General features: G+C 68.9%; 25 protein-coding genes. 15 read left to right on the top strand and 10 right to left on the bottom strand.

From position 1 onward, the window contains the following. Nucleotides 1–126: 126 nt before the first annotated feature. Genes murJ through ETD85_RS30615 form a run of 3 tightly spaced genes read right to left on the bottom strand, consistent with a single transcriptional unit; the run spans nucleotide 127 to nucleotide 4429 of the window. Entirely contained in the window at nucleotides 127–1734 is a 1608-nt protein-coding gene (murJ, locus tag ETD85_RS30605) for a murein biosynthesis integral membrane protein MurJ (protein WP_240779539.1), read from the bottom strand. Continuing rightward, the gene (locus ETD85_RS30610) at nucleotides 1731–3854 is read right to left on the bottom strand and encodes a DUF6049 family protein (protein ID WP_138693274.1); all 2124 of its coding nucleotides are present in this window, start codon (nucleotides 3852–3854) and stop codon (nucleotides 1731–1733) included. The genes murJ and ETD85_RS30610 overlap by 4 nt, the downstream gene beginning before the upstream one ends. A 50-nt stretch (nucleotides 3855–3904) precedes the next feature. After that, nucleotides 3905–4429 carry an aminoacyl-tRNA deacylase gene (locus ETD85_RS30615; protein WP_138693275.1) on the bottom strand — a complete coding sequence of 175 codons (525 nt, stop codon included), beginning with the start codon at nucleotides 4427–4429 and terminating at the stop codon, nucleotides 3905–3907. Nucleotides 4430–4584: 155 nt separating this feature from the next. On the opposite strand from ETD85_RS30615, the gene ETD85_RS30620 reads away from it, so the two are divergent. Then, nucleotides 4585–5994, top strand: a complete 1410-nt coding sequence (locus ETD85_RS30620; RefSeq protein ID WP_138693276.1) for a CCA tRNA nucleotidyltransferase — start codon at nucleotides 4585–4587, stop codon at nucleotides 5992–5994. Here the strand turns inward: ETD85_RS30620 and ETD85_RS30625 are convergent. Further along, nucleotides 5974–7260, bottom strand: a complete 1287-nt coding sequence (locus tag ETD85_RS30625; RefSeq protein WP_138693277.1) for an MFS transporter — start codon at nucleotides 7258–7260, stop codon at nucleotides 5974–5976. The genes ETD85_RS30620 and ETD85_RS30625 overlap by 21 nt on opposite strands. A gap of 106 nt (nucleotides 7261–7366) precedes the next feature. Here ETD85_RS30625 and idi point away from each other — a divergent pair, with 106 nt between their 5' ends. Then, complete coding sequence (gene idi / locus ETD85_RS30630) at nucleotides 7367–7951, top strand: isopentenyl-diphosphate Delta-isomerase (RefSeq protein WP_138693278.1); 585 nt, start codon at nucleotides 7367–7369, stop codon at nucleotides 7949–7951. Between the two features lie 58 nt (nucleotides 7952–8009). On the opposite strand, the gene ETD85_RS30635 is transcribed toward idi, so the two are convergent. Both ETD85_RS30635 and ETD85_RS30640 read right to left on the bottom strand, forming a co-directional pair. Then, nucleotides 8010–9089 carry an inositol-3-phosphate synthase gene (locus tag ETD85_RS30635; RefSeq protein ID WP_138693279.1) on the bottom strand — a complete coding sequence of 360 codons (1080 nt, stop codon included), beginning with the start codon at nucleotides 9087–9089 and terminating at the stop codon, nucleotides 8010–8012. A 13-nt stretch (nucleotides 9090–9102) separates the two neighbouring features. Next, the gene (locus ETD85_RS30640; RefSeq protein WP_138693280.1) at nucleotides 9103–9687 is read right to left on the bottom strand and encodes a PadR family transcriptional regulator; all 585 of its coding nucleotides are present in this window, start codon (nucleotides 9685–9687) and stop codon (nucleotides 9103–9105) included. 133 nt (nucleotides 9688–9820) lie between these two features. Between ETD85_RS30640 and ETD85_RS30645 the strand changes: the two genes are divergently transcribed. From ETD85_RS30645 to ETD85_RS30660, 4 genes are all read left to right on the top strand, one after another. Further along, on the top strand, nucleotides 9821–10207 hold the full coding sequence (locus tag ETD85_RS30645; protein ID WP_138693281.1) for a DUF5318 family protein: 387 nt from the start codon (nucleotides 9821–9823) through the stop codon (nucleotides 10205–10207). A gap of 353 nt (nucleotides 10208–10560) precedes the next feature. Beyond that, nucleotides 10561–13071, top strand: a complete 2511-nt coding sequence (locus ETD85_RS30650) for a transglycosylase domain-containing protein (RefSeq protein ID WP_206058752.1) — start codon at nucleotides 10561–10563, stop codon at nucleotides 13069–13071. Further along, a complete protein-coding gene (locus ETD85_RS30655) occupies nucleotides 13068–14390 on the top strand; it encodes a glycosyltransferase family 87 protein (protein WP_240779540.1) in 1323 nt (440 codons plus the stop codon). The genes ETD85_RS30650 and ETD85_RS30655 overlap by 4 nt, the downstream gene beginning before the upstream one ends. Next, entirely contained in the window at nucleotides 14387–15463 is a 1077-nt protein-coding gene (locus ETD85_RS30660) for a mannosyltransferase family protein (RefSeq protein WP_138693283.1), read from the top strand. The genes ETD85_RS30655 and ETD85_RS30660 overlap by 4 nt, the downstream gene beginning before the upstream one ends. A 144-nt stretch (nucleotides 15464–15607) precedes the next feature. On the opposite strand, the gene ETD85_RS30665 is transcribed toward ETD85_RS30660, so the two are convergent. Beyond that, a complete protein-coding gene (locus ETD85_RS30665) occupies nucleotides 15608–16351 on the bottom strand; it encodes a deoxyribonuclease IV (protein ID WP_206058754.1) in 744 nt (247 codons plus the stop codon). Nucleotides 16352–16423: 72 nt separating this feature from the next. Here ETD85_RS30665 and ETD85_RS63365 point away from each other — a divergent pair, with 72 nt between their 5' ends. Further along, nucleotides 16424–16600, top strand: coding sequence for a hypothetical protein (locus ETD85_RS63365; RefSeq protein ID WP_170246919.1), 177 nt, complete (start codon nucleotides 16424–16426; stop codon nucleotides 16598–16600). A 144-nt stretch (nucleotides 16601–16744) separates the two neighbouring features. On the opposite strand, the gene ETD85_RS30670 is transcribed toward ETD85_RS63365, so the two are convergent. After that, nucleotides 16745–17062 carry a hypothetical protein gene (locus ETD85_RS30670; RefSeq protein WP_240779541.1) on the bottom strand — a complete coding sequence of 106 codons (318 nt, stop codon included), beginning with the start codon at nucleotides 17060–17062 and terminating at the stop codon, nucleotides 16745–16747. A 190-nt stretch (nucleotides 17063–17252) separates the two neighbouring features. On the opposite strand from ETD85_RS30670, the gene rpsF reads away from it, so the two are divergent. From rpsF to ETD85_RS30705, 7 genes are all read left to right on the top strand, one after another. Beyond that, complete coding sequence (gene rpsF, locus ETD85_RS30675; protein ID WP_026214314.1) at nucleotides 17253–17543, top strand: 30S ribosomal protein S6; 291 nt, start codon at nucleotides 17253–17255, stop codon at nucleotides 17541–17543. A gap of 88 nt (nucleotides 17544–17631) precedes the next feature. Beyond that, nucleotides 17632–18195, top strand: coding sequence for a single-stranded DNA-binding protein (locus ETD85_RS30680; RefSeq protein WP_138693284.1), 564 nt, complete (start codon nucleotides 17632–17634; stop codon nucleotides 18193–18195). Between the two features lie 66 nt (nucleotides 18196–18261). Continuing rightward, nucleotides 18262–18498 (top strand): 30S ribosomal protein S18, encoded by a 237-nt coding sequence (rpsR, locus tag ETD85_RS30685; RefSeq protein WP_020543048.1) that lies wholly within the window; start codon nucleotides 18262–18264, stop codon nucleotides 18496–18498. 14 nt (nucleotides 18499–18512) lie between these two features. After that, complete coding sequence (gene rplI, locus ETD85_RS30690) at nucleotides 18513–18959, top strand: 50S ribosomal protein L9 (RefSeq protein ID WP_138693285.1); 447 nt, start codon at nucleotides 18513–18515, stop codon at nucleotides 18957–18959. A gap of 196 nt (nucleotides 18960–19155) precedes the next feature. Continuing rightward, on the top strand, nucleotides 19156–20019 hold the full coding sequence (locus tag ETD85_RS30695; protein ID WP_138693286.1) for an ABC transporter substrate-binding protein: 864 nt from the start codon (nucleotides 19156–19158) through the stop codon (nucleotides 20017–20019). Further along, the gene (locus ETD85_RS30700) at nucleotides 20016–20855 is read left to right on the top strand and encodes an amino acid ABC transporter permease (protein ID WP_138693287.1); all 840 of its coding nucleotides are present in this window, start codon (nucleotides 20016–20018) and stop codon (nucleotides 20853–20855) included. Before ETD85_RS30695 ends, ETD85_RS30700 begins: the two co-directional genes overlap by 4 nt. Next, entirely contained in the window at nucleotides 20852–21595 is a 744-nt protein-coding gene (locus tag ETD85_RS30705; RefSeq protein WP_138693288.1) for an amino acid ABC transporter ATP-binding protein, read from the top strand. Before ETD85_RS30700 ends, ETD85_RS30705 begins: the two co-directional genes overlap by 4 nt. A gap of 7 nt (nucleotides 21596–21602) precedes the next feature. On the opposite strand, the gene ETD85_RS30710 is transcribed toward ETD85_RS30705, so the two are convergent. Both ETD85_RS30710 and ETD85_RS30715 read right to left on the bottom strand, forming a co-directional pair. Next, on the bottom strand, nucleotides 21603–23093 hold the full coding sequence (locus ETD85_RS30710; RefSeq protein ID WP_240779542.1) for an APC family permease: 1491 nt from the start codon (nucleotides 23091–23093) through the stop codon (nucleotides 21603–21605). Between the two features lie 89 nt (nucleotides 23094–23182). Then, a complete protein-coding gene (locus tag ETD85_RS30715; RefSeq protein WP_138693289.1) occupies nucleotides 23183–24484 on the bottom strand; it encodes an MATE family efflux transporter in 1302 nt (433 codons plus the stop codon). Nucleotides 24485–24768: 284 nt separating this feature from the next. On the opposite strand from ETD85_RS30715, the gene ETD85_RS30720 reads away from it, so the two are divergent. Next, nucleotides 24769–25467 (top strand): DnaB-like helicase N-terminal domain-containing protein (locus tag ETD85_RS30720; protein ID WP_276617289.1); only part of this gene is annotated, 699 nt, incomplete at its 3' end.

Genomic DNA, 25467 nt, shown 5'->3' on the forward strand with positions numbered 1-25467 from the left:
GACTCACCTGCGTGGTGGTGTCCCACGAAGGCACGCTATGCCGGGTGGATCCGCCCACGCCCCTCCTGCTTCCATTCGCGCGTGTCGGGCTCCATGCTAGTGCCGAGCCGATTCCGACCGCGTTCTTTACCGACCTACCCGTCCCGCGACCATCCCAACGATGGAGTTGACCTCCGGGATGCGCATTCTGTGGGCCACGCCGAGGTAGAGCAGCAATCCTAGGCCCCCGCCGGTGGCCAGGACGATCAATGAGTTGACGAATCCGAGGCCGTTGACGACTTCGGTGACGACCCAGACCGCGGCCAGAGCGAGCACGGCGGTGGGCAGGGCAGCGAGATACATCCTGGTCAAAGCCATGCCGATGGTCCATCCGCCGAGCCCTTCGACCCGGCGGCTGGCCAGCCACCAAGCCAGCATTGCGCCGAGCGCGTACGCGACGGCGTACGCGAGAGCCAGCCCCATCACCGCGTAGCGGGGCGGCAGCATGGCGTTGAACAACACCATGAGCACCGCGTTGACCGCCGTCGTGCCCGCGCCGACGAAAACCGGTGTCCGGGTGTCGCCGAAGCTGTAGAAGACCCGCAGCAGGAGCTGGAACACCGCGAACGGCACCAGCGCCAGCCCGTAGACCTGCAACACGTTGCCGATGTAGACGGCGTCCGCGACGCTGTTGGCCCCATGGCCGTAGATGGGCACGGTGATGGCCGGGCCGAGCACCATGAGCAGCAGCGACACCGGCACCATGAGCGAGCAGATGAGCCGCACGCTCGACCCGAACTCGGTGCGTACGTCGTTCAGCCGCCCCTCGCCGACCGCCCGGCTCATCCGCGGCAGCATGGCCGTGATCACCGAGACGCCGATGACGCCGTACGGGAGCTGGAAAAGCTGGAACGCCAGGGTGTACGGGCTGATGCCGTGCCCCTCGACCGCGTCGCCGGCCGCGCTGGCCAGGTTGGTCGTCAGCATGAAGCCGAGCTGGGTGACGATCACGTAGCCGATCGTCCAGACCCCGGCCCGGCCCATCTCGCCCAGCCGGGCGTTGCGCAGGTCGAAGCGCGGCACGAAGGAGAACCCGACCCGCCTGAGCGCGACGATCAGGATCGCGGCCTGGGCCACGATGCCCGCCGTGGTGCCGAGGCCGAGCAGCGCCAGATCGCCGGTGCTGACCGCGCCGATGTCGTCGCCGGCGCCGCTGAACACGGCGTAGGCCACGAACACCGCGATGACGACCAGGTTGTTGACCACCGGCGCCCACATGGGCGCGCCGTAGCGGTCGCGGGTGTTGAGTATCGCCCCCGCCACCGCGCCCACGCCGAAGAAGGCGAGCTGCGGCAGGATGAAGCGGGCCAGCATGACCGCGACCTCATACTTGTTGCTGCCCGGGGTCCAGTCGGTGTAGAGGTCGATGAGCAGCGGCGCCGCGAAGACCGCCAGCACCGCGACGACGATCAGCGCGACCGCGGAGATCGTCAGCAGCCGCTGCTCGTAGGCCCGGCCGCCGTCGTGGTCGTGCTGCTGGGCCCGGACGATCATCGGCACCACGACGCTGCTCAGGACGCCGAGGAGCAGCAGGTCGAGAATGCTGTAGGGGATCGCGTAGGCCGCGTTGTAGGAGTCGCCCAGCGCTTTCGTGCCGATGGCGTAGGCGAGCACCATGGTGCGGGCGAACCCCGTGACCCTGGACACCATCGTCCCCGCCGCCATGATGGCGCTGGCCCGCAGCATGCGGCTCATACGGTCTCATTCTCCCGGTTCTTGGCGGCGCGGGCGACCTTCCGCTCGGACCTGCGCCGCAGGATCCGCGTCACCACGGCGGCGAGCATCACGGTCAGCGCGGCCCCCACGATCACCAGGGCGATCCCGGTGTATCCGGTGGTGCGGATCGTCAGCCGCTGCGGCTTGCCGTAGGGCTGTCCGTCGGCGGTCTTGAGCTGCACGGTCACCGTCGCGTCGCCGCTGTTCTCGGTGGCGTTCATCGGCACCTGCACGGTGCCGCTCTGCTTGCCCCCGATCGGCAGCGGCTCCGTCTGCTCGAAGGTGACCTTGAGCAGCTCGGGGTTGTTCGACTTGACGTCGATGTAGAGGGCGATGGGGGTGCTCCGCGAGTTCTTCACGCTGATGGGCACCACTCCGTTGCTGCCCGCCAGGGTGCGCGGCCGGTCGGGGCCCGCGCCGGTGATCTGGATCTCGTCGGTCCGGTCGTCGACGGCGGAGTCGACCGCCTTGGTCACGGCGCGGCCGACGCGCGTGTTGTTGCGCCAGGCCGACGAGGTCAGCCTGAGCACCGCGGCGTCGAAGCTGGACTGCGTCTTCTCGGCGGTAATCAGCGCGGTGAGCTGCGCCTTGGAGGCGACGCTCTTGACCGGCTCCAGGTATTTGCCGGTCAGCTCGGCCTTGCGGTCCTGCTCGGTGTAGGTCAGGCCGGCGCGGGGGACCGACGCCTTGCTCGGCTTGATCGACTCGAGCGAGGTGAGCGACAGCCACGGCAGCCGGCCCGCGGTCTTGATCAGCGCGTTCACGAGCGTCGGATTGGGGTCCCAGCGCCGGGAAGGGGCGATGACCAGCGACCGGGGCGCGATCTGGCCGGGCTCGGCGGAGATCATCGCGGTCTCGGCGATGAACCGCTGCGTGCTGAGCAGCAGCGACGTAGTGGTCTCCGGCTCGAACAGCCGGCTCAGCTCGGCGTCGGCGACCAGCGCGGTGACGGGCCCGTTGACCGAGTCGAGCGTCGAGGCGGCGTCGGGCGTGAACGCGACGGGCGGCTGCGGCGGCAGGTTGGTGGAGTTGAGCAGGACCGTGCCGACCTTCTCCTTGCTGACGGAGAGCAGGTCGAGCGCGTCCGCGTCGAGCACGCCCGCGGCCGGCCAGTTGACGGTGGCCTTCGCGTTGCTGTTGAGCAACGACCTGGTGAGCTGGCCGCCCAGCTCGATCGCCCGGTCGGTCTGGGTGTCCAGGCCCTGGTGCGCGAGCGCCGCGACGTCGGGGTCGGCGTACGGGACCGCGATCACCGGCGAGGCGGCCAGCGACGTGCGCATGGTCGTCAGCCACTGGGCGGCGGCCGGGTCGGGCTGCCGATCCTGCGTGCCGTCCTTGGTCTTGATCTTGTGCTTGTTGCCCATCGTGGCGAGGTCGTCGAGCAGCGCCGGGTCGAAGAACCAGGTGACGGCCTTGGGCGCGCTCTGCGCGATGCGGGCCAGGTCGGCCAGCCGGCCCTTGCCGGTGATCGACTGGCTCAGCTTGTCGTCCACGAACACGGGCACGCCGCTCTTCGCGTCGACGTCGGTCGCCCGGTGCGGCTGGTCGATGACGGGCAGCGCGATGGCGAGCTTGTTGCGCGGCGGCTTCGGCACGGTGGGCGGCGCGTACGTGAGGTAGGTCCGCTGCGCGACGGTGATCGGCACGTTGTTCTGGGCCACGTCGACGGCCACCGGATAGACGCCGAACGAGCGATAGCCGAGCTGCACAGGCGTCGCGGTGAACTCCCAGCGCTCCTCGCCGCCGGCGGCCAGCGCGGGGATCTCCATCGCCGAGGTGAAGGAGACGCTCGGCGGGAGCGTCACGGGATTCTGGTCGGCCTGGTAGGCGGCCATGCTGGCGCGGTCGGCGAATGCCTGGGACCGGTAGCGCAGGCGTACGCGCAGGGCGGACAGCGGGGCGCCGGTGTCGTTGCGGATCGTGCCGGTGAACTTGATCACATCGGTCGGGGCGTCGGGCACGTCCGGCGTGATCGACGTGATCGTCACGGAAAGGGTCTGCCTGGTCGTGTTCGTGGCAGCCGCGCCCGGCGTCGTCGCCATCACGGGGGCGAGCAACGTTGCGGACAGCACGGCGAGCAGCGCGGCCTTACGGATCACGCGGATGCCTGAGCTGGAGTACGACGACGCACGCCCGCAATGGTACGGGCTCAGTGCCGTCGCGCGACCGCCTCACGTGTTCCTCCCGATCGTGCGCCGCGTAGGTCGAGCATCTTGCCCGGCAGGAGAGTCAGCAGGTCGAGGGCCCCAAGAGTGAGTGCCGTGTGCCGCTCTCCGGTGGTCATGAAGATCGGTTCGGCGTCTGTGATCAGCCGGTCGTCGATGAACGTCGGCAGCGACTCCGGCAGCAGCAGCGGGCAGACCAGCCCGTCGGCGTAGTCGGTCACCGCGTTGACCACGTGGGCCGGCGCCGGGCGTACCTGGCGGAGTCCGAGGCGTCCCCCGACGGCTCCCGGGCGGGGCGGTGCCGCCACGGAGGAGGTGACCGCGATGACGGCCTCGCGGCCGATCCTGGTGGCGACTTCGAGCACTGTGACCAGCAGGCACCTCTCGGGTGCCGCGGAGACCGTCTCGGGCAGCTCTTCCGCGCATGTCATGGGACGCGGAAGGCGTACGATCTCATGATGGACCTGGTGTGCGAGGAGCCAGCGGTGGATCGCGAGGGCGTCCTTCATATAGTCCTCCTTACCGTGCGCGAAGTGCCATGGCCCCCGACGGTCCCTTGACCGACGGTAACCCGGACCTGGTGTGGCTCGGGGGATATGTTCCGGAATCGAAGGACCGACTCAGTTTGTCCGACTCAACTTTGACCGAAAGCCAGCAGCGGGCCATGACCGACCTGTTCCGCAAGATCGCACCGGTGGCCGACGAGCTCGGCCGCCTGTTCGCCGCCCAGGGCCACGAGCTGGCCCTCGTCGGCGGTCCCGTGCGTGACCTCCTGCTCGGCCGCGTCGGCAACGACCTCGACCTGACCACCGACGCCCACCCCGAGCGGGTGCTGGAGATCGTCAGGGGCTGGGCCGACTCCGTGTGGACGATCGGCATCGACTTCGGCACGGTGGGCCTGCGCAAGGGGAGCTGGCTCATCGAGATCACGACGTACCGGAGCGAGTCGTACGACCCGAAGTCACGCAAGCCCGAGGTCATGTACGGCGAGACGCTGGAGGCCGACCTGGAGCGGCGCGACTTCGCGGTCAACGCGATGGCGGTGCGCCTGCCCGGCCACGAGTTCGTCGACCCCTACGGCGGCATGGCCGACCTGCGCGCCAAGGTGCTGCGCACGCCGGGCACCCCCGAGCGGTCGTTCGACGACGACCCGCTGCGGATGCTGCGCGCCGCGCGGTTCGCCTCGCAGCTCGGGTTCAGCGTGGACGCGCAGGCCCTGGCGGCGATGACCGCGATGGCCGAGCGCATCGAGATCGTCTCGGCCGAGCGCATCCGCGACGAGCTGGACAAGCTCATCTGCGGCGCCGACCCGCGCGAGGGGCTGCGGCTGCTGGTGGAGACCGGGCTGGCCGCGCACGTGCTGCCCGAGCTGCCCAAGCTGCGCCTGGAGATCGACGAGCACCACCGGCACAAGGACGTCTACGAGCACACGCTGACCGTCCTCGACCAGGCCATCGCGCAGGAGGAGGACGGCAAGCCGGACCGGATCCTGCGCTGGGCGGCGCTCATGCACGACATCGGCAAGCCCAAGACGCGCCGCCACGAGGCGGGCGGGCGGGTGTCGTTCCACCACCACGAGGTGGTCGGCGCGCAGATGACGAAGAAGCGCATGACCGAGCTGAAGTTCCCCAAGGACGTGGTGGCCGACGTCTCGCAGCTGGTCGAGCTGCACCTGCGCTTCCACGGCTACGGCACGGGGGAGTGGACCGACAGCGCCGTGCGGCGCTACGTCCGCGACGCCGGTCACCTGCTCACCCGGCTGCACAAGCTGACCAGGGCCGACTGCACCACGCGCAACAAGCGCAAGGCCACCGCGCTGTCGCGCACCTACGACCAGCTCGAAGAGCGCATCGCCAGGCTGGCCGAGGAGGAGGAGCTGGCCAAGATCCGGCCCGAGCTCGACGGCAACGAGATCCAGCGGGTGCTGGGCATCGGGCCGGGGCCGGTGGTGGGGCAGGCGTACAAGTTCCTGCTCGACCTCAGGCTGGACAAGGGCGTGCTCGGCAAGGAGGCGGCCACCGAGGCGCTCCTGGAATGGGCTCGCGCCGGCGGCTCAGGCGGCGCGGGCCCGTGACGCCGTCGTGATCATCCGGTACGCGAGCGCCGCCAGGGGATAGCCGACCGTGATGATCACGACCGCCAGGTACGACTTGCCGTTGGCCGGCAGGATCACCGCCGACAGGGCGGCGGCGAGCACGTACATGCCGTTGAAGAGCATGTCGTAGATGGAGAACGCGCGGCCGAGATAGATGTCCTCGACGTCGCGCTGGACGGTGGTGTCGGCGCAGATCTTGACGCTCTGCCCGGCCACGCCCAGCACGAACCCGGCGATCGGCAGGCCCCAGACCTGGAACGGCAGCACCAGCGCGCCCGTCAGCAGCCCGGCCGCGGACAGCGCGATCGGCACCCAGCGCTCGATCGTGAACCGCTCGGTCGCGTAGGGGGTGATGATCACCGCCAGGAAGTAGCCGACGCCGGAGGTGGCCACCACCAGGCTGATCCCGCGCAGCGCGGCCTCGGGGTCGCCGTCGGTGAAGTAGTAGCGGTAGAGGATGATGCCGAGCGCGGTCGCGCTGCCGTAGAAGAAGCGGTGGGCGGCCATCGCGCCCATGGTGGCGGCGGCCGTACGGTGGCGTACCAGGTGCTTGACGCCGTCGCCGAGGCCGACGACGACGTTGCGCATGGCCTGGCGGGCCTGCGGCACGGCGGGGTCGGACCAGGGCCCGAGCAGCCGGCGGTCCATCGTGCGCGCGACCAGCGCGCTCAGCCCGAACACCACGCCCGAGGTGACCAGCAGCAGGGCGACGCCGGTGTCGCTGCCGCCGAACACCTCGCGCAGCAGGAAGCCCACCCCCGCGCCGACGAACGTGATCACGGTCCCCGAGGTCGGCGTGACCGCGTTGGCGGCCATCAGCCGGTCGGCGGGCACCACGTGCGGCAGCGAGGCGCCGAGCGCGGACAGGAAGAACCGGTTGACCCCCAGCACGCAGAGCGCCGCCGCGTAGAACGCGGGATCGGGCACGTCGGCGGCGACCAGCCCGGCGGCGACCAGCAACAGCAGGCCGCGCACGAGCGGCGCGACCACGAGGATCTGCCGCCGCGACCACCGGTCGATGAACACGCCGACGAACGGCCCGAGCACGCTGTAGGGCAGCAGCAGCACGGCCAGCCCGGCGGCCACCTCCAGCGCGGTCGTCTGGTTCTCCGGACTGAAGAAGGCGAATCCGGTGACGCCGAACTGGAAGATGCCGTCGGAGAACTGGGAGATCAGGCGGGTGCTGAACAGCCTGCGGAAATCCCTGCCCCGGAGGACGACGCGTAGATCGGCGACGAAAGACACGCCGCCAGCCTAGCCCCGCGCCCGTCCCCTAAGATGCCTCGGAGGTTGGTGCAGCAGGTGGGCATCGGGTTCCTAACGGGCAACGTGATCTCGTACGCTTCATAGCGTGACGACTGAGGAACACGTTGTGCTGGTCGACGTCGACGGCCGGGCGCTGGGCACCGCTCCCAAGACATCGGTGCACGGCCACGAGACCCCGCTGCACCTGGCGTTCTCCAGCTATGTCTTCGACCGGGAAGGCCGCGTGCTGCTCACCAGGCGGGCGGACCACAAGATCACCTGGCCGGGCGTGTGGACCAACAGCTGCTGCGGCCACCCGTTGCCCGGCGAGCGGCCGGAGTCGGCGGTCCTGCGCCGGCTCTCCTACGAGCTGGGGCTCACGGCCGAGCGGGCCGACCTGATGCTGCCGAGCTTCTCCTACCGCGCCGTGATGGCCAACGGCATCGTGGAGCACGAGCTCTGCCCGGTCTATCGCGTCATGACCGGCATGCCTGCCGCGCCCAACCCCGAAGAGGTGGGGGAGGTGCGGTGGATGCCGTGGAAGGAGTTCGCCGAGGGCGTCCAGAGCGGGCTGCTGGCGATCTCGCCCTGGTGCAGGGAGCAGGTGCCGCTGCTGATGGAGCTCGGCGCCGACCCCATGTCCTGGCCGCCGGCCTCCCCGGAGGAGCTGCCCCAGGCGGCCCGGGTCTGAAAGCGCGAGCGCCGCACCCCGCTCGGGGGATGCGGCGCCGGGTCAGGGGTTCAGGCGCTCAGCGCTCGACCTCGCCCCTGATGAACTTCTCGACGTAGTCCCTGGCCTCGTCGTCGGAGTACTGCTCGGGCGGCGACTTCATGAAGTACGAGGACGCCGACAGGATCGGGCCGCCGATGCCCCGGTCAAGGGCGATCTTGGCGGCGCGGACCGCGTCGATGATGATGCCGGCCGAGTTCGGCGAGTCCCAGACCTCGAGCTTGTACTCCAGGTTGAGCGGGGTGTCGCCGAACGAGCGGCCCTCCAGCCGCACGTAGGCCCACTTGCGGTCGTCGAGCCACGGCACGTGGTCGGACGGCCCGATGTGGACGTCGGCCTTGCCCATCTCGTGCGGGATCTGCGAGGTGACCGACTGCGTCTTCGAGATCTTCTTGGACTGGAGGCGCTTGCGCTCCAGCATGTTCATGAAGTCCATGTTGCCGCCGAAGTTGAGCTGGTACGTGCGCAGCAGCTCCACCCCGCGGTCCTCGAACAGCTTGGCCAGCACGCGGTGCGTGATCGTGGCGCCGACCTGCGACTTGATGTCGTCGCCGACGATCGGCACCCCGGCCTCGGTGAACTTCTCCGCCCACACCGGGTCGGAGGCGATGAAGACCGGCAGCGCGTTGACGAAGGCGACCTTGGCGTCGATCGCGCACTGCGCGTAGAAGCGGTCGGCCTCCTCCGAGCCCACCGGCAGGTAGGACACCAGGACGTCGACCCGGTTGTCACGAAGCACCTGGACCACGTCGACGGGATCCTCGTCGGACTCCTCGATGATCTCCTGGTAGAACTCGCCCAGGCCGTCGAAGGTGTGGCCGCGCTGGACCGTCACCCCCGTGGGCGGCACATCCGTGATCTTGATCGTGTTGTTCTCGCTGGCGACGATCGCCTCGGACAGATCGCGGCCGACCTTCTTGGCATCCACGTCGAACGCCGCGACGACCTCGACGTCGCCGACGTGGTAGTCGCCGAACTTCACGTGCATCAGGCCCGGGACCCGTACGTCCGGGTCGGCGTCCTTGTAATAGTGAACGCCCTGGACCAGCGACGACGCGCAGTTGCCGACACCGACAATGGCCACGCGAACCGAACCCATCGCACTCGCTCCCTTACTCATCAGTTGACGTGGTATCTCTTTCGGGCCCTTCAGAGGCCCGACGCTCTGTTGCGATCAGCTCGTTCAACCAGCGCACCTCGCGCTCGACCGACTCGAGCCCATGGCGCTGCAGCTCAAGCGTGTAACTGTCGAGCCGCTCCCTGGTGCGCGCCAGCGCCGTGCGCACGGCGTCGAGCCGCTCCTCCAACCGGCTGCGGCGTCCCTCGAGGATGCGCAGGCGCACCTCGGCCTCGGTGTGCCTGAAGAACGCGAAGTGCACACCGAAGCTCTCGTCCTCCCAAGCGGAGGGACCGGCCTGCGTCAGCATGTCCTGCAGCCGTTCCTTGCCCTCGGCCGTCAGCTTGTAGACGATCTTCGATCGACCGCCGACGATCGTGGCGGGGGCGGGTTGCTCCTCCGCGATGAGGCCCTGGGTCAGGAGAGCGCGCAGACAGGGGTACAGCGACCCGTAGGAGAACGCACGGAACATCCCCAGCAGGGCGTTGAGTCGTTTGCGCAGCTCATAGCCATGAAGCGGGGTTTCGTGCAGCGACCCGAGCACGGCCAGTTCCAAGACCCTGCCCTGTCCGCTGACCATCGGAACCGCCTCCTCTCGCGTCGATGTATCGAGCCGATACATCCCGAGGATACGTCGGGCCGCTATATGCCTGCAATCTACGAATCTGCCAAGCCGTTGGGATGAATCAGTAAAACGCCGTAGTCTGGCGCTCATGTGGTCACAGCGAAGGGTGGTGGATTACGGCCTCGCGAAAAAGGCGGTGGTCCGCTCTCTACGTTCCGGGCGAGCTTCGCGCGGGGACGTCTGTGACGCACAGCCCTACCTCCTTCGGGCGGCGCGCCACTTAGGCGAGCCGACCGAACGTCTCTGCCCTGTGTGCGAGAGGGAGAACGTCACCCACGTGACCTATGTCTACGGGGATTCCCTCGGACGGCATGCCGGACAGGCAAAGGTCATGTCGGAGCTCGCCGCCATGGCTCATGATTACGATGAGTTCCGGGTGTACGTGGTCGAGGTCTGCCAAGGTTGTTCCTGGAACCACCTGACGGTTTCGTACGTCCTCGGGAACGGACCGCCTGACCTCGTCGGCCAAGCGTGATCAACCGAGGGCGGCGATGAACCTCACGCCCAACCGCCGTTTTGTATCCGACGACGTTGCGAGGACGTGTGAGTAACAGCATGAATGAGGGGACGGCACGGCCTGGAAGGCGTCGCCGGTCCAGCTCATCCCGTTCTGTGCCCCAAGGTTCTCCGCCCCAAACCGACGAAACGGGATGGAGCGCGGAGCCGCCTTCGCGTCGTCCTGAAGCGGCATACGAGCAGACGGGGGCGATGGCGGCGCAGCCGTACGACGAGTCCGCTCCTCGGCGTGCCGAGCAGCCTCCGCCGCGGCGTGCCGACCAGCCCCACCCCGAAGCCCCAGGGCGCGGCCAGCCCTACCCCGGAGCTCCCGTGCCCGGCGGGCAGCCCTATCCGGGCGCTCCCGGGCCCGGCCGGCCCGGTCCCGGTGCTCCTGCGCCCGGCCAGCCCCATCCGGAGCACCCCGGCCGCGGCGACCAGCCGTCGCGGTCCCGCTCCCGTGCCCGCCAGGACACCCGGACGGCGGTGAGCAACCAGGAGACCGTCATCAGCGACGCGCCGCGGCGCTCGCGCCGGAAGACCGGCCAGGGCGGGCCACCCGAGCCCCCCGGCCCGCCGACCAAGAACGGCGGCGGTGGCGGCCGGAGCGGCTGGCGCAGGTTCGTGCCGAGCTGGAAGATCGTCGTGGCCGGCTGCGTCGTGTTCGCGGCCGGCATCTTCGGCATGATCATGGTCGCGTACGCCAACACCGAGGTGCCCACGGTCACCCAGGCCGAGGCGGTCGCCCAGCAGAGCACCATCTACTACCGCGACGGCAAGACCCCGATCGCCAAGCTGGGCATGAAGCGGGACACCGTCGAGTTCGATCAGATGGCCCAGAACATCAAGGACGCCACGATCGCCATCGAGAACAAGACGTTCTACGAGGACTCCGGCATCTCGATCTCCGGCATGGTCCGATCCCTGTGGATGACCGCGACCGGCCAGCAGCTGCAGGGCGCCTCGACGATCACCCAGCAGATGGCCCGTAACTACTACGACGGCCTCAGCCAGGAAGTGTCGATCAAGCGTAAGGTCAGCGAGATCTTCGTCGCGGTCAAGCTCGACGAGACGCTGACCAAGGACGACATCCTGCGGAACTACCTCAACACGGTCAACTTCGGCCGCGCCTACGGGGTCGAGGCCGCCGCGAAGGCCTACTTCGGTGACAAGAAGGCCAGCGCGCTGAAGCTGACGGACGTGCAGGCCGCCTACCTGGCCGCGCGCATCCAGCAGCCGAACTGGGAGCCCGACGCGCCCGCGCTCCAGGCCCGGTTCAAGGATGTCATCAGGAACATGGCCGAGCTCTGGCCGGAGAAGTACGGACAGCTCCCGCAGACCGCGAAGTTCCCCACGACGCGCAAGGCCGGCAACAGCAACGAGATGGGCGGCCTCAAGGGCTACATGGTCACGCAGGTGCTCGACGAGCTGGCCCAGCGCGGTCTCACGCGGGACGAGATCGAGAGCGGCGGCTACGACATCACCTCCACCTTCGACCGGAAGCTCATGATCGCCGCGAAGGACGCGGTGAAGAGCCAGCTCGCGGGCAGGTCCAACGAGTACCACGCCGGTCTGGCCGCGGTGGATCCCAGGCACGGCCGCGTCCTGGCGTTCTACGGCGGCGACGACTACCTCAACGACCCGTGGAACGAGCCCTTCCAGTCCACGAAGCAGGCCGCGTCCGCGTTCAAGCCGTACGTGCTGGCGGCCTGGCTGCAGGCCGGCTACTCGCTGAAGAGCTACGTGCCGGGCAACCAGACGGTCCCGAAGGTGCTCCCCGGCCAGCAGGTGGGCGGCATCAAGAACAGCCACAACGTCGGCGCGGCCGTCGACGTGATCAAGGCGACCGCGCAGTCGGTCAACACCGCGTTCGTCTCCATGGCGTTCAAGCTGCCCGGCCAGCTCGACGAGGTGAAGAACCTCGTCGAGGCGGCCGGGTTCAACCAGAGCCGCATGGAGAAGGACATCGCCGAGCACCACTACCAGTTCGCCATCGGCAGCGCCCTGGTGACGCCGGTAGAGCAGGCGGCGGGCTACTCCATCTTCGCCAACGGCGGCAAGTACATCCGCTACCACGTCGTCCAGGCCGTCAAGCTGAACAACAAGATCGCCTACCCCGAGCTCAAGACGCCCAAGTCGGTCATCGACGCCGGCGTCGCCGCCGACGCCACGGTCGCGATGCAGGAGGTGCTGCGGAGCGGCACCGCGGCGGGCAAGGGCCTGGGCAACCGGCCGGCGGCCGGCAAGACCGGCACGAACAACGACGAGAAGGAAGCCTGGTTCGTCGGCTACACGCCGCAGCTGTCCACCGCGGTCGGCTTCTACCGCGAGCAGTGCCTGACGAAGACGGGCAAGGTCGTCCAGCCGCTCCACTCCAACTGCCCGATCACGCCCAAGGGCAAGCCGAGCACCAAGTACGGCCCCGACAACCCGTACACCACGCCCAAGGAGACGACCCTCGGCTTCGAGGGCGCCGGTCCGCCCACGCTGGCCTGGCAGAAGTTCATGCTGGCCGCGCACGCGAACCTGCCCGTCGAGCAGTTCCCCGACAAGGCCGAGGTCGGCCTGGCCGAGAACATCGTGCCGAGCCCCACGCCCACGCCGACGCCGAGCGCGGACGACAACCCGTTCGACCAGGACAACCCGTTCGACGACGGCACCGGCGACCCGGACTGCCTGATCAACTGCGGTGACGACGGCGACGGCGACGTGACGATCGACGACCCGAACGGCGATCCCGGCTTCCCGCAGACCTCTGACGACTCGGGGGGCGCGGGCGGCAACGTGCCGGAGCCCAGGTCCTCAGGCCGGTGGCCACTGACCGCCAGGCCCGAGGACCAGTGACGACCACGGAGGTGCGCGCGCCGCTGATGGCGCGCGCCGTGCCGTACCTTCCCCTGGGGCTGATCGCGGCCCTGGGGGCCACGCTCGCGTACGTCGTACGGCTGCCGTGCCGCACCGGCGGCTGGAACGACCAGGTCACGACCTACACGAACTTCTGCTACACCGACATCTACCCCCTGTACTTCGACAGGGAGCTGGCCACCCAGAACCCGTACTTCGCCGACGTGCCGTTCGACAAGCAGGTCGAATACCCGGTCGTGCTGGGCGAGGTCATGCAGGTGATCAGCTGGATCTCCCGGTGGCTGGAGCTGGACAGGGTCGCCCAGGCGGTCAGGTTCTACGACCTGACGGTGATCCTGCTCGGCATCAGCCTGGTCATCGGCGTCCTGCTGATGGCCGCGGTGGCCGGGCCGGCCCGGCGGTGGGACGCGCTCTGGTACGCCATCTCGCCCGCCGTGGTGCTGGCCGCCTACATCAACTGGGACCTGGTCGCGGGCGCTTTGTCGATGGGCATGCTGCTGGCCTGGGGGCGGCGCCGCCAGGTGCTGGCCGGGGTGCTGCTGGGGCTGGCGATCGCGACCAAGTTCTATCCGCTGATGTTCGTGGGCGCGCTGTTCCTGCTCACGTTGCGGACCGCGCGATGGCGGCCGTTCCTGGTCACGATGGGCTCGGCGGCGGGCGCGTGGATCGTGGTCAACGCCCCGTTCATGATCTTCGCGTGGGAGGGCTGGCGCAGGTTCTACGTCTTCTCCGAGGAGCGCGGGGTCGACTGGGGCTCGCCGTGGCTGTTCTTCCAGAACAAGGGCTGGCCGATCCTGGGCGAGGGCGACGTGAGCACGCTCGGCATGGTGGCGCTGGCCGTCATGTGCCTGGGCATCGCCGTGCTGACGCTGGCCGCGCCGCGCCGGCCCAGGCTGGCCCAGATCTGCTTCCTGGCGCTGGCCGCGTTCATGATGACGAACAAGGTGTGGTCGCCGCAGTTCGTGCTCTGGCTGGTGCCGTTCGCCGTCCTGGCCAGACCCAACTGGAAGCCGCTGGCGCTGTGGCAGCTCGCCGAGGTGTGGTATTTCGCCGCCATCTGGCTCTACCTGCTGAACCAGCCGCCGCTCAGCCGGCACGACCTGGGCATCGGTGACGACACCTACTTCACCGCCGTCTGGGGACGCGTCATCACCATCGGGATCATGATGGCGTTCGTCGTGCGGGACGTCCTGCGGCCCGACAAGGACGTGGTGCGGCAGGCCGGCATCGACGACCAGGCCGGTGGCGTCTTCGACGACGCCCGCGACCGGTTCACGCTGGCGTCCGTCCTGCGATGATCACCCGCTCGGCCCGGCGGGACGCGCTGCTGCTCTGGTTCGGCTCGCGCGCCGGGCTGCTGGTGTCGACGCTGCTCGGGGTCACGCTCGGCGACTACACCGACAAGTGGCGCAAGTGGGATGCCACGCTGTTCATCACGATCGCCGAGCACGGGTACGACGGCGAGCCCGGCCGGCCGCCCGACCAGGGGCTGCCCGCCTTCTTCCCCGGCCTGCCGATGCTCATGCGGCTGGTGCACCTCGTCATCCCCGACTGGTCGGCGGCCGGGCTGCTGATCTCGCTGGTCGCCGGGGCGGTCGCCATGGTGGCGCTGGCCCGCCTCGCCGAGATCGAGGGGGCCGACGGCTGGGTGGCCGTGCTGGGACTGCTGCTCTTCCCGATGGCGGTGTTCCTGGCGGCGGGCTACAGCGAGTCGCTCTTCCTGGCCTTCGCGATCCCGGCGTGGCTCGCGGCCAGGCAGGGGCGCTGGCCGCAGGCGGTGGCGCTGGCCGCCGGGGCGTCGTGCGTGCGGATCACCGGGCTGTTCCTCGCGGTCGCGCTGGTGGTGGAGTTCGGTACCGGGTTGTTCACCGGGCGGGAGCGGGCGCGGCGGGCCGGATGGCTGGTCGTGCCGTTCGTCCCGCTGATGGCGTACTCGTATTACCACTACGGGCGGACGGGCGACTGGCTGGCGTGGAAGCATGCCCAGGAGGCCGGGTGGGGCCGCGACTTCGAGTGGCCCTGGGAGGCGTGGCAGACGACCTGGCGCTCGGCCATGGGCTCCGACGACTTCGCGGTGGCCTTCCGGATGGAGATCGCCGGGGCGCTGGTGGCCTTCGCCGTGCTGGTGTGGCTGCTCGTGCTGCGCAGGTGGAGCGAGCTGGTCTACACGGGCACGCAGGCGGGGGCCCTGATGACGTCGGCGTACTACCTGTCGATCCCGCGCTCGCTGCTGCTGTGGTTTCCGCTGTGGGTCCTGTTCGCCAAGGTCGCGACGAGGCGGGCGTGGGTGATCGCGCTCTACGGGCTGGTCTCGGGGCCGCTCATGTTCCTGAACGCCGCCCGATATCTGAGCGGCGCCTGGGCGGGCTGATTTCTATACCCGCTTCTTCGTCTCGGTAATCCAGGGAAGTTATCCACAGGCTGTGTGTATTCGCTAGAGGTTTTCCCCAGGCCCTCCACCAGCGCATACGTCTAGCACGCCACCCTCAGAGGCGCGTCCGTCCGGGAAATTTCCTCAGAGGTGCTTCCTGAGGAACGCGATGTCGTCGGCCTGGCCGTCGGCCGGCGTCTCCACCACGACCGGCGCGCCCGCCGCCCGGCAGACCGCGAGGATCAGCTCGGGGTCGATCTTCCCCTGGCCCAGGTTCGCGTGGCGGTCGGCGCCCGAGTCGAAGTCGTCGCGCGAGTCGTTGCAGTGGACGAGGTCGATGCGGCCGGTGATGGCCTTGACCCGCTCGACGAGGTCGACCAGCTCCTCGCCGCCCGCGTGGGCGTGGCAGGTGTCGAGGCAGAACCCCACGTCGAACCCGTCGAGCGCGTCCCAGAGCCGGGCGATGCGCTCCAGCTTGCGGGCCATCGCGTTGCCGCCGCCCGCGGTGTTCTCGATCAGCACGGGGATCGGGCACTCCATGCGCTCGAACACCTTGCGCCAGTTGTCGAAACCGGTCTGCGGATCGTCGCTCTTGTTGACGTGGCCGCCGTGCACGATCAGGCCCTTGGCGCCGAGCCCGGCGGCCGCCTTGAGGTGCTGCTCCAGCAGCTTGCGGCTGGGGATCCTGATGCGGTTGTTGGTGGTCGCCACGTTGATCAGGTAGGGGGCGTGGACGTAGATCTCGACGCCCTCGACCGGCTTGGCCGGCAACACGGGCTTGTCGTAACCCTGTGGATCGCCGAGGAAGAACTGCACCACCTCGGCCCCGACCCGCTCGGCGTGAGCGGCGGGGTCGTCCTGATCGACATGAGCTCCGATGCGCACCATGTCACCGAGCTTATCCGTTTGACCCGACCGGCCTGGGGAAGTCGCCTGCCATCCCAAAGGAGGAGAAACGATATGAGCCGCTGGCGCTTACGAGCGCTGATCGTCTTGATCTACGTCATCGTCGGCATCTACGTTGCCTGGCTCTATGACTACATCACTCCAGGGTTGCTGAAGGACGTCGCGGAGGCGTTGCTCGCCGTCTTCCTCTGGTTCCTGGTCCTGCTCGGTATCGACCTGCACATCGGGTGAGTCACATATCGAACGGCCCCGGGCAGGCGCCGGGGCCGTTTGTCATGGGGTCTTCGTGAGTGCGTCACGGATGAGGTACGTCACGGATGAGGTGCGCCACGGACGAGGTGCGCCACGGACGAGGTGCGCCACGGACGAGGTGCGTCACGGATGGGGGAGGAAACCGCCGTGGGCGATGCCGAGCGCGGCCCCCACGAACGAGCCCACGATCCCGACGACATTGAGCGAACGCTGCGGCGTGGTCGCCGAGACGTACTGGGAATAGAGACCGACACCGAAGCCCAGCGTGCCGATCCAGGACGAGATCATGTGCGCGGACGTCCAGAACGTCGCGACGAACGCCACCACCCCGCAGGCCAGCGTGGCGACGGCCAGGATGTTCTCGGCCGGGTGCGAACGCCCGTCGGTGTTGAGCGTGAGCTTGAACCGCTCCCTCTCGGAGGGTTGAAGCACATGTGGCACAGCCACCACCCCCTAGGTTTCCTACAGGCCTTCCCATCTACTGGCGGCTGGTAACCTGGTCAGGCTGCGTTGTGATGGGTGATCCATCGCCCCGAGATGCCGAAGAGTGGTGTCCGGGTCTAGCGTCAGCGTCCTCCTGTCACGGCAGAGTGTCGTGACCGCAAGAGTCCAGAGGAGGTTGGAGTCCCGCATGCGTCGTTACGAAGTAATGGTCATTCTGGACCCTTCGCTCGATGAGCGCACCGTCGCGCCGTCCCTCGACCAGTTCCTCACCGTGGTCCGCAACGACGGCGGCACCGTGGAGAAGGTCGACGTCTGGGGCCGTCGCCGTCTCGCCTACGACATCGACAAGAAGTCGGAAGGCATCTACGCCGTCATCGACCTGTCCGCGGAGCCCGCGACGGTCAAGGAGCTCGACCGGCAGATGAACCTCAACGAGGGCATCCTGCGCACCAAGGTCCTCCGCCCCGACGTGCACTAAGCAGCTCGTTGCCCGGCTTTTTGTCGGGCGGCGGCCGTACTCTGAGCCGTAACCCAAGCGAAGGCGTGCAGGAAGGCGAGCGCTAGCCATGGCAGCAGGCGACACCGTAATCACCATCGTCGGCAACCTTGTCGAAGACCCGGAGCTGCGATTCACCCCGACGGGGCAAGCCGTGGCTCGATTCCGCATCGCGTCCACTCCGCGGTTCATGGATCGACAGACCAACGAGTGGAAAGATGGCGAAAGCCTCTTCCTGACCTGCAACGTGTGGCGGCAGGCGGCGGAGAACGCCGCTGAGAGCCTCCAGCGCGGCATGCGGGTCATCGTGCAGGGGCGGCTCAAGCAGCGGTCTTACGAGACCAAGGAAGGCGAGAAGCGCACGGTCTACGAGGTCGAGGTCGACGAGGTCGGCCCGTCTCTGCGTAACGCCACGGCCAAGGTCAACCGCACCTCCCGTCAGGGCGGCGGCGGTGGCGGCGGCTTCGGCGGCGGCCCGGCCGACGACCCGTGGGCCTCCGCGTCGCCCGCCCCGCCTCAGGGCGGTGGCTACCAGAGCGGCGGCGGCGGCGGTTTCGGCGGCGGCGGCGCTCAGCAGAGCGGCGGCTTCGGCGGCGGCGGCGGCAACGACTTCAGCGACGAACCGCCTTTCTAACTCCATCTGTCCACAAGCCCGAGTCCATTCCCGCCCACAAGGCGGGGCTCTGAAAGGAGCACCACGATGGCCAAGCCGGCACTGCGCAAGCCCAAGAAGAAGGTTTGCCTGTTCTGCCACGACAAGATCTCCTACGTCGACTACAAGGACACGGCGCTGCTGCGGAAGTTCATCTCCGACCGCGGCAAGATCCGTGCGCGCCGGGTGACGGGCAACTGCACCCAGCACCAGCGTGACGTGGCGACCGCGATCAAGAACGCCCGTGAGGTGGCTCTGCTGCCTTACACGAGCACCGCGCGCTAAGGAGGACTGTCGATATGAAGCTCATCCTCACCAACGAGGTCTCCGGCCTCGGCGCCCCTGGCGACGTCGTCGAGGTCAAGGACGGCTACGGCCGTAACTACCTCATCCCGCGCGGGTTCGCCATGCGCTGGACGCGCGGGGCCGAGAAGCAGATCGAGACGATCAGGAAGTCGCGCGACGCTCGCGAGATCCGTGACCTGGGCACCGCGAAGGAGGTCGCCGGCCAGCTCGGCGCTCTGCGGGTCCGCCTCACGACCCGCGCGGGCGACTCCGGCCGCCTGTTCGGCTCGATCACCACGGGCGACATCGCCGACGCCGTCAAGGCGGCCGGTGGCCCGATCCTCGACCGTCGTCGCATCGAGATCGTCAACCCGATCAAGAGCGTCGGCTCCCACAAGGTCACCGTCAAGCTCCACCCGGAAGTCTCCGCTTCCGTGGATGTCGAGGTTGTCGGCGGCTGATCCATGATTCAGGCCCCTCTCCGTCCGGAGCGGGGCCTTTTTCATGTGGTGCCCCCTTTTCGGGTCGTGCGCGCTTTCAGGTCGTTCGCACACGGGAGTGAACCCCGTGGTGAGCGGCACCCGGGGACGTTATTTCCTATTCGGTCGGCGTAGAATGCGGTTCGTTCTCTCGCACGTTCCCCCTGGAGGCTTGGCCATGGCCCGTCCCTCGATGCTGCTCGCGTTCGGCGCGCTGGCCGTGGCGGTCGTCGCCTGCGCACCCGTAGACGACCCGGCGGCCACCACCGCGGCGCCGACGACGTCCACCGCGTGCGCCAAGGAGCAGCTCAAGCTGGTCAACGCCGGCAAGCTGACCATCGGCACCGACAAGCCGGCCTACGAGCCGTGGTTCAAGGACGACGACCCCAGCAACGGCCAGGGGTTCGAGAGCGCGGTGGCGTTCGCGGTGGCGGGGGAGCTCGGCTTCGACCGCAGCGAGGTGCAGTGGAGCACGGTCAAGTTCGACTCGGCGTTCGCGCCGGGGGCCAAGCAGTTCGACTTCGACGTCAACCAGGTCTCGATCACCCCGAAGAGGGCCGAGGTGGTCGACTTCAGCAAGGGCTACTACACGGTCAAGCAGGCCGTCGTGGCCGTCGAGGGCGGCAAGTTCGCCGGTGCGAAGAGCCTGGCCGAGCTCAAGGACGCGAAGATCGGCGTACAGGTGGGCACGACCTCGTTCGACGCGGTCAAGAACGTCATCCAGCCGGCCGACGACCCCAACGTCTACAACGAGCAGATCGACGCCGTCAACGCGCTGAAGAACGAGCAGGTGGACGCGCTGGTCGTGGACCTGCCGACGGCTTTCTACGTGACGGCCGCGCAGGTGGAGAAGTCGAAGATCGTGGGCCAGTTCAGCTCGACGGGCGGCACGCCTGAGGAGTTCGGGCTGGTCATGGAGAAGAACAGCGGGCTCAAGAGCTGCGTGGACAAGGCCGTGGACGCGCTGAAGTCCAAGGGCGAGCTGGCCAAGATCGAGCAGCAGTGGCTCGGCTCGGCGGCGGGCGCACCCGAGCTGCGATGACCGAGTGGGTCAAGTCCGAGCGGCAGGTCCAGCGGGAGCAGGTACGCAGGTCACGCGCGCGCCGTTCGGCCTCGATCGCGACGGCGTCGACGATCGTCTTCATCGTCCTGGTCGGCTGGGTGATCACGAGCTCGCCCGGCTGGCCGCGGGTGCGGAAGACGTTCTTCGACTGGGAGCACTTCGTCGCGGCGCTGCCTGACGTGCTGAGCGGGTTCCTGATCAACATCAAGATCTTCCTGATCGCGGAGCCGCTGATCCTCGTCGTCGGGCTGCTGGTGGCGCTGGCCAGAGGGATCAGGAAGCCGGCGTTCTTCCCGATCAGGGCGCTGGCCACGCTCTACACCGACATCTTCAGGGGCGTGCCGACGATCCTGGTGATCTACCTCGTCGGGTTCGGGCTGCCCGCGCTCAGGCTGCAGGGCATCCCGACCGACCTGGCGACGCTGGGCATCATCGCCCTGACCCTCTCCTACGGCGCGTACGTGGCCGAGGTGTTCAGATCCGGCATCGAGTCCATCCACCCCAGCCAGGTCGCGGCGGCCCGCTCGCTGGGCCTGAGCCACGGCAAGGCCATCCGGTTCGTGGTGCTGCCGCAGGCCACCCGCCGGGTCGTGCCGCCGCTGCTCAACGACTTCATCTCGCTGCAGAAGGACACGGCGCTGGTCGCCACCATCGGGCCGCTGGAGGCGCTCAGGCAGGCGCAGATCCATGCGGCCAGCACCTTCAACTTCACGTCCTACCTCGTCGCGGCGCTGCTGTTCATCCTGCTCACGATCCCCATGGCCCGGTTCACCGACCATCTGGCCGCCCGCACGCGCAGGAGGCAGGGCGCATGAGCATCTTGACGATCGACGGGGTGTGGAAGAACTTCCGCGGTCACAGCGTGCTGCGCGGCATCGACCTGGAGGTGCACCCGCACGAGGTGGTGAGCCTGATCGGGGCCTCCGGCTCGGGCAAGTCCACGCTCCTGCGCTGCGTGAACCTGCTGGAGACGGTGGACGACGGCACGATCCGCCTCGACGGCGAGGACATCACCGACCCCCGCGTGAACGTGGACGACGTGCGCAAGCGACTGGGCATCGCGTTCCAGGCGTTCAACCTGTTCCCGCACATGACCGTGCTGGACAACATCACGCTGGCGCCCCGCCGGGTGCACAAGGTGGCGAAGAAGCAGGCGGAGGAGCAGGCGCACGACCTGCTGGTCAGGTTCGGGCTGGCGGACAAGGCACGTGCCTACCCCGACCAGCTCTCCGGCGGGCAGCAGCAGCGGGTGGCCATCATCAGGGCGCTGGCCACCCAGCCCAGGCTGATGCTGCTCGACGAGGTCACCTCGGCGCTCGACCCCGAGCTGGTCGTGGAGGTGCTGGAGATCATCAGGGAGCTCAAGGAGTCGGGTATGACGATGATCCTCACGACCCATGAGATGGGCTTCTGCCGCGAGATCTCGGACACGGTGTGCTTCCTCGACGGCGGGGTGCTCCTCGAAAAGGGTCCGGCCGAGAAGATCTTCACCGAGCCCGAGCACGCCAGGACCCGCGAGTTCCTGCGCAGCGTCCTCGAGTCGGGTCGCTTCTGACGGACGCTCAAGAGGCGGGGCCGCTCCAGCGCCGGTGCCGCCCGCGAGACGCCTCGACCGGGTGCCGGGGCTGGGCCAGCAGGCTGTGGCGGCGGCCGTACACGAGGTAGACCGCCAGGCCGAAACCCATCCACAGGACGAACCACGCCCAGGTCAGCACCCGCAGGTTGACCATCAGCCAGAGCGTGGCCACCAGCGAGAGCGCCGGCAGCAGCGGCGAGAGCGGCACCCGGAAGCCCCGCTCCAGGTGCGGCATGCGCCGGCGCATCACGATCACCCCGGCCGCCACGAACAGGAACGCGAACAGCGTCCCGATCACCACGAGCTCCTGCATCATGAGCACCGGGACGAGCTCGGCCAGCACGACCGCGATGAGCCCGATCACGAGCGTCACCCGCGAGGGCGTGTGGTAGCGCCGGCTGACGGAGGCCAGGCCGCGGGGGATCAGCCCGTCGCGGGCCATGGAGAACAGCACCCGCGTCTGCCCGACGATCAGCACCAGGATCACGGTCGTCAGCCCCAGCACCGCGCCGACGTCGATGACGTGCACCATCCAGTCCACGCCGATCTCACGGAACGCGCTGGACAGCGGGGCGTCCATCGAGATCTTCGTGTAGGGGATCATGCCCACCATCACCACGGCCACCGCGAGGTAGATGATCGTGGCGATCACCAGGCTGCGGATCATGCCCTTGGGCACGGCCCTGGGCGCGTTCACGGTCTCCTCGGCGGAGGTGGCGACGATGTCGAACCCGATGTACGCGAACGCGATGGCCGAGGCGGCGGCGAAGATCCCGAACCAGCCGAACGCCTGGCTCTGCCCCACGAAGATCTCCAGCACCGTCGCGGGCGGCGTCGGCAGCGTCTTGGGCGGGACGTAGAACTCGCCGAAATTCGCCACGTCCACATGGGCCAGCCCGACGACGATGACCGCGCCGATGGCCAGCAGCTTGGCCGCCACCATGATCCACAGCGCCCGCAGCCCGATCCGCGCGCCCAGCGCCACGATGCCGGTGAGCAGCACCAGGATCACGAACACGAGGAGGTCCTCGACCAGCCGCTCGCGCGGCAGGGTGACGCCGAAGTCGGAGATCGCCCTGACCGTGATCGCGCCCCACGCCCTGGCCACCACCGCGGCGGCGAACTGCAACTCCAGGATCAGGGCCCAGCCGATGATCCAGGCCCAGACCTCGCCGAAGATGACGTAGGTGAAGGTGTAGGCGCTGCCCGAGGTCGGCATCGTGGAGGACAGCTCGGCGTAGCACAGGCAGGCGAGCAGGCAGGCGATGCCCGCGATCATGAAAGACAGGATCACGCCGGGCCCGGCCGTGCCGGCCGCCTGCTGACCGGCGATGCCGAAGATGCCCGCGCCGATCATCACGCCGAGCCCGAGCACCACCAGATCGGCCGGACGGTAGAGCTCGGCCAGGCTGTGCCGGGCGCCGGTTCGTAACCCGGTCGCCTCGGACGGCGGCAGTCGCCGCAGGATCGTGGACAAGGAACACCCCGCTCAGGGAACTCGCCCACAATGTCTCACCCCTTGGACAACAGCAAGCACGGGACGGTCACAGTGAGCGGGGGCGCCCCCTACGCCCCGGTAACCAGCCAGGCGGTGCCGGCGGACCGTCGTACGAGGGTGATCAGGCGCGCGAGCATCCACACCCCCAGCGCGCACCAGAGGGCCACCACGCCGAAACCGGCGGCCAGCAGCGCGGCGGGCAGGTACGCCAGCGTCGTCCACACCCCCGCCCACGCCAGATAGCGCTGGTCACCCGCTCCGATCAGCACACCGTCGAGCACGAAGACGACCCCGCACACCGGCTGGAACAGCGCCACCGGCCACAGCACCGCCAGCAGCAGCTCCGCGACCTGCGGATCGGCGTCGAACAGCCCCGGCAGCACCGGCCTGGCCGCGATCACGAGCAGGCCGAGCACGGCGCCCGACCAGACGCCCCACTGCACCATGCGCCTGGTGGCGGCCTTGGTGGCCGCGACGTCCCCGGCGCCGAGCGAGCGCCCCGTGATGGCCTGCCCGGCGATCGCGATGGCGTCGAGCGCGAAGGCGAGGAGCGTCCACACCTGCGTCGCGATCGCGTACGCCGCCAGCTCCGCCTCGCCCATCCTGGTGGCGATCACGGTGGCCACGAGGAGCACCACCCGCAGGCACACCGTACGGACGAGCAGCGCGAACCCGGCCGTGCCCGCCTGCCTGACCCCGGCCAGGCTGGGCGTGAGCGGCGCGCCCAGGCGCAGCGCGCCCCTGGCCACCACGACCAGGTAGACGGCCGCTCCCAGCGTCTGAGCCAGCACGGTGCCCCACGCGGAGCCCGCGATGCCCCAGCCCAGCCCGAGCACGAACCAGGCGTTCAGCGCCGCGTTCAGCGCGAACGAGCCCACCGCGACCGCCAGCGGGGTGAGCGTGTCCCGCAGCCCGCGCAGCACCCCCGTGCCCGCCAGCACGACCAGCATCCCCGGCGCGCCGAGCAGGCTGATCCGCAGGTACGTGACCGCCTGCGCGCTCTGCTCCGGCCCCGCACCGAACAGCTCCACCATGGCCGGCGCGAGCGGCCAGCCCACGACGATCAGCGTCGCCCCGATGGCCAGCGCCAGCCAGATCCCGTCCACCCCGCTGCGCATGGCCCGCGCGTGGTTGCCCGCCCCCGACTGGCGTGCCACCGACGCCGTCGTGCCGTAGGCGAGGAAGACGCACAGGTTCACCAACGTGGTCAGGACCGCGCCCGCCACCCCCAGCGAGCCCACAGCCGTGGTGCCCAGCCCGTGGCCGACGATGGCATAGTCGGCGAGCAGGAAGAGCGGCTCGGCGACCAGCGCGCCGAACGCCGGCACGGCCAGGCGCAGAATCTCCCGGTCTCGGGGGGTAATGAGCATCTGTCCATTATGGACCTTACCCGGCGTGTCGGCCCAACTTTCTTCCCTCCACAGCCGGTGGACAGTGTTCGCCCAGGTCAGCGAGCTGCTGGTGGATGACCTTGTGAGTTATCCCCAGGCTCGTCCACAGACGTTTCACACCCTGAGCGCGCTCGTGCACAGCTTGACCACAGCTTTATCCACAGGCCGCGTTGCCGACTGACCTCGACTCCGCGAAACTGTCAGACCGGTCGACTACAAGTGGGGGTGGTGCGACCGCCTGCAAGGTTGTTCGAGGGGGCGCGGTGAGCAGTGACGAAGAGGCCGGCGGAGGCCCTGGTTTCGAGCGCACCCCGCCCAGCAACATCGAGGCGGAGCAGTCGGTGCTCGGCGGCATGCTGCTGTCGAAGGACGCCATCGCCGACGTCGTGGAGATCCTGCGTTCCGACGACTTCTACCGCCCGGCGCACCAGATGGTCTACGACGTCGTCACCGACCTCTACGGCCGCGGCGAGCCGGCCGACGCGGTCACCGTCTTCGACGAGCTGCAGAAGCGCGGCGAGATGGCCAGGGTGGGCGGCGCCGCCTATCTCCACACGCTCACCGCCGTCGTCCCCACGGCGGCCAACGCCGGCTACTACGCCAAGATCGTCCGCGAGCAGGCGATCCTGCGCCGCCTCATCGAGGCCGGCACCCGCATCGTCTCCTTCGGCTACGGCGGCCAGAACGAAGAGGTCGACGACCTCGTCGACCGCGCCCAGGCGGAGATCTACAAGGTCACCGAACGGCGCACCACGGAAGACTACGCGCCGCTGGCCGACATCATGCCCGGCGCGCTCGACGAGCTGGAGGCGATCGGCAGCCGTGGCGGCCAGATGGTCGGCGTCCCGACCGGCTTCCAGGACCTCGACTCGCTCACCAACGGCCTGCACCCGGGGCAGATGATCGTCGTGGCCGCGCGCCCCGCCATCGGCAAGGCCCTCGCGCTCGACACCCCCCTGCCC

Origin of the sequence: Nonomuraea zeae, assembly GCF_005889725.1 — a bacterium.
GTDB classification, from domain to species: Bacteria; Actinomycetota; Actinomycetes; order Streptosporangiales; family Streptosporangiaceae; genus Nonomuraea; species Nonomuraea zeae.

Bases quoted from the DNA above. Each gene is read 5' to 3' on its own strand.
- murJ (WP_240779539.1), bottom strand. From the start codon at position 1,734: ATGAGCCGCATGCTGCGGGCCAGCGCCATCATGGCGGCGGGGACGATG.
- ETD85_RS30615 (WP_138693275.1), bottom strand. From the start codon at position 4,429: ATGAAGGACGCCCTCGCGATCCACCGCTGGCTCCTCGCACACCAGGTC.
- ETD85_RS30620 (WP_138693276.1), top strand. From the start codon at position 4,585: ATGACCGACCTGTTCCGCAAGATCGCACCGGTGGCCGACGAGCTCGGC.
- ETD85_RS30635 (WP_138693279.1), bottom strand. From the start codon at position 9,089: ATGGGTTCGGTTCGCGTGGCCATTGTCGGTGTCGGCAACTGCGCGTCG.
- ETD85_RS30640 (WP_138693280.1), bottom strand. From the start codon at position 9,687: ATGGTCAGCGGACAGGGCAGGGTCTTGGAACTGGCCGTGCTCGGGTCG.
- ETD85_RS30645 (WP_138693281.1), top strand. From the start codon at position 9,821: ATGTGGTCACAGCGAAGGGTGGTGGATTACGGCCTCGCGAAAAAGGCG.
- ETD85_RS30660 (WP_138693283.1), top strand. From the start codon at position 14,387: ATGATCACCCGCTCGGCCCGGCGGGACGCGCTGCTGCTCTGGTTCGGC.
- ETD85_RS30665 (WP_206058754.1), bottom strand. From the start codon at position 16,351: ATGGTGCGCATCGGAGCTCATGTCGATCAGGACGACCCCGCCGCTCAC.
- ETD85_RS63365 (WP_170246919.1), top strand. From the start codon at position 16,424: ATGAGCCGCTGGCGCTTACGAGCGCTGATCGTCTTGATCTACGTCATC.
- rpsF (WP_026214314.1), top strand. From the start codon at position 17,253: ATGCGTCGTTACGAAGTAATGGTCATTCTGGACCCTTCGCTCGATGAG.
- ETD85_RS30680 (WP_138693284.1), top strand. From the start codon at position 17,632: ATGGCAGCAGGCGACACCGTAATCACCATCGTCGGCAACCTTGTCGAA.
- rpsR (WP_020543048.1), top strand. From the start codon at position 18,262: ATGGCCAAGCCGGCACTGCGCAAGCCCAAGAAGAAGGTTTGCCTGTTC.
- rplI (WP_138693285.1), top strand. From the start codon at position 18,513: ATGAAGCTCATCCTCACCAACGAGGTCTCCGGCCTCGGCGCCCCTGGC.
- ETD85_RS30695 (WP_138693286.1), top strand. From the start codon at position 19,156: ATGGCCCGTCCCTCGATGCTGCTCGCGTTCGGCGCGCTGGCCGTGGCG.
- ETD85_RS30700 (WP_138693287.1), top strand. From the start codon at position 20,016: ATGACCGAGTGGGTCAAGTCCGAGCGGCAGGTCCAGCGGGAGCAGGTA.
- ETD85_RS30705 (WP_138693288.1), top strand. From the start codon at position 20,852: ATGAGCATCTTGACGATCGACGGGGTGTGGAAGAACTTCCGCGGTCAC.
- ETD85_RS30715 (WP_138693289.1), bottom strand. From the start codon at position 24,484: ATGCTCATTACCCCCCGAGACCGGGAGATTCTGCGCCTGGCCGTGCCG.